General features: G+C 34.6%; 4 protein-coding genes. All 4 read left to right on the top strand.

Annotated elements, in window-relative coordinates; genetic code table 11:
• Positions 1-599 precede the first annotated feature (599 nt).
• The 4 genes from RB298_RS00810 to RB298_RS00825 all read left to right on the top strand — a co-directional run bounded on the left by RB298_RS00810 (position 600) and on the right by RB298_RS00825 (position 2,539).
• Positions 600-914, top strand: a complete 315-nt coding sequence (locus RB298_RS00810; protein ID WP_486045304.1) for a hypothetical protein — start codon at positions 600-602, stop codon at positions 912-914.
• Between the two features lie 39 nt (positions 915-953).
• Positions 954-1,241 (top strand): DUF5592 family protein, encoded by a 288-nt coding sequence (locus RB298_RS00815; protein WP_486045306.1) that lies wholly within the window; start codon positions 954-956, stop codon positions 1,239-1,241.
• A gap of 62 nt (positions 1,242-1,303) precedes the next feature.
• Complete coding sequence (locus RB298_RS00820; RefSeq protein ID WP_486045308.1) at positions 1,304-1,960, top strand: hypothetical protein; 657 nt, start codon at positions 1,304-1,306, stop codon at positions 1,958-1,960.
• 222 nt (positions 1,961-2,182) lie between these two features.
• Positions 2,183-2,539: a hypothetical protein gene (locus RB298_RS00825; RefSeq protein WP_486045310.1), complete on the top strand. Its 357-nt coding sequence runs from the start codon at positions 2,183-2,185 to the stop codon at positions 2,537-2,539.
• Positions 2,540-2,595: the final 56 nt, after the last annotated feature.

A 2,595-nucleotide genomic window follows, 5' to 3' on the forward strand; every position in this document is an offset into this window, starting at 1 on the left:
TTACTATACACCAATTGGAAATATTATCAATACCTCTGCTGCCGAGAACATGAATTATGTTAAATAAAAATGAATAACATATAAAGTTTAAAAACAGAAAAAACAACTGGGTCCGTTCAGTTGTTTTTTCTGTTTCATGAATGATAATCAATGTTTGGTCGACTTTGCAGAACGTCTTGAGTAGTTTGCTCCAAGTATTAAATCCTATGCATTTTAATCCTTTGGGGAACAAGAAATATCTCTGTATATAACTTCTACTGAAAACCAAGAAGCAGATAAAAATAGTGAAGGGAATGCTTCAGATGGAAAAGTATCAGGTCAAGGCACATCTTTACAAGATGAAATGAAAGCAACAGGTGTTTCTACCGATAGCCAAGGATCAACTTCTTCTGTAGAAGGTGGAAGTGCTTCTCTCCATGATGAAATACAAGCTTTTGGTCAAAGTGGAAGGAAAAATGGAAGCAGCTCTTCTGTAGGAAAGGCAAGTGCTCCTCTTCATGAGGAAATCCAAACTTCCGGTTATGGTGGGAGTACAAGTGAAAGTAGCTCTTCTGTAAAGTGTAAGTTACTCTACACCAACAAGAGAACCTTCTGCTTCCATGCCGACAGGGATGGATCAAGCACAATTGGCGGCTACACAGGAACCTCCCCAAGTAAAACAACCAATTGAAAAAGACACGGTACCTCCTTCTACAGAAGATATTCTAATGCCGCATCAACACCGAACAGAAACACGCAATATTGCACAAGTGGTACGGGATAACGTTAAAGAGAGTGTAGGAAAGGTAAAAGAACCTATTGATCATTCACAAACGATCCCTAAAACAAAACGCTCTTATCAAATTGGACGAAATACAGGGCGAGATTTACGAAACCTTGGATCAAAGAAGCGAAATAAACCAGAAGAGAAGTAACAAGCGATACTTCTTTTTTTTATGGAAAGGAGAAGAGTTATGGCAAACTATAACATTCCGAAAGAAATCTCGACGGAATTAAAGATTAATAAATCTCTTTATCTCTTTGATTTGTTGTTCATTATTGGCTTACTTATGGTCACGATGATGTTACGCTTTTTTAATCATCCTACACTTCAAATTCCCTTTTATATCTTCATGAGCATATTTGGGATGCTGATAATCATTAGACCAAGTACGAACCCTAAAAAACGAATGTATGAGGCGCTGTTACTTACATTGGTAAGGAAAAAGAGCACATATTGTGCTATTGACCGAGATGAATAATAAGAGGTTATTCATATTATAGATAGAAAAATAAAGGCATCAGTGTTTGGAAAGGAGATCACATGTTAAGAAAAAAACTTATTTATGAACTAGCTAATGAAGTATTGGACTTAAAGATAAGACACCCCATACGAGTAGGAGTTAGTGGAATTACATCCTCAGGAAAGACAACACTTGCTAATGAACTCACTGAGGAACTTCAAAATAGGGGAAAGAATATGATTAGAACAAGTATAGATCATTTTCATAACTCGAGATCTATTCGTTACCGTCAGGGAAAAGAGTCAGCTCTTGGCTATTACCAAGATGCCCATGATTATGAATCATTTAAGCATAAGCTTTTAATTCCTTTAGGACCTAAGGGTAACTGTTATTATCAAGCAGCTTCTTTAGATTTAGCGACAGATCAATATGTTAAACCCAATATTCAACTAGCAACTAAGGACATGATTTTAATCGTAGATGGAACTTTTCTATTTAAAAAGCAATTATGCAACCTATATGATTTTAAAATATTCGTTAGTACTGACTTTGAATTAGCTAGGAAAAGGGGGGCCAAAAGAGAAGAGCAAACCTTTGGAAGCTATGAAAAAGCCGAGAAAATGTTTATTAAAAGGTATCATGCAGCGTCAAAAATCTATTTAGATGAACATCAACCACAATTAAGCGCAGATGTAGTGATTAACAATAATGATTTAAATGATCCATATTTTATTTAAATCCTTAATTTATTTAATTAAGAGCATGTTTTCGTTTATATTTTTCGAAACGTGCTCTTTCTTTTTGATTATTTGTAAGTGGTACTAATATTTTGAGTAGAGATTATTTAAAAGTTACAAGGAGGGTATGATAGATGGCATTATTTGATGAAAGAATCCTAGAAAAAGAGAAACCTATTTTGAAGAAAAAAAAGACAAATAAATCCCTTCTCTTTGATGAAAATGAAAGAAGGCTATGAGGACTATGAACAAAAACAGCAACAGGAATCGACACAAAATGTAGATAGCATTTTAGAACGTGTCACAGCTGAAGAAAAATATTATTTAACTAAAACACAAGCCATTAAAAATGGATGGATAACGAAAGAAGAAGTCGTCAAACTTGAACATCAGATCGATTCGAATATTGCTAAAAACGAAAAGGGGATCACCAATGGTCAAGTTCAAGAACAATCTCTTACTTTTCAAGCCCGTTTTGAAGTCGGTAATCAAATGTACCCTCAAAAACGTACAGGCATCGTCAAGAAGAAAAAAGAAAAACAAGGAAATCGAAAGGTAAAGTATAGCAAGAATATTTGAAGGCACATCAGATAAATATTGTGTAAACAAAGAATAGTAAAAAGACGATGCCAATC

This window comes from Priestia sp. BR_2 (assembly GCF_041954005.1).
In the GTDB taxonomy this organism is placed as follows: domain Bacteria; phylum Bacillota; class Bacilli; order Paenibacillales; family Paenibacillaceae; genus Paenibacillus_AQ; species Paenibacillus_AQ lautus_A.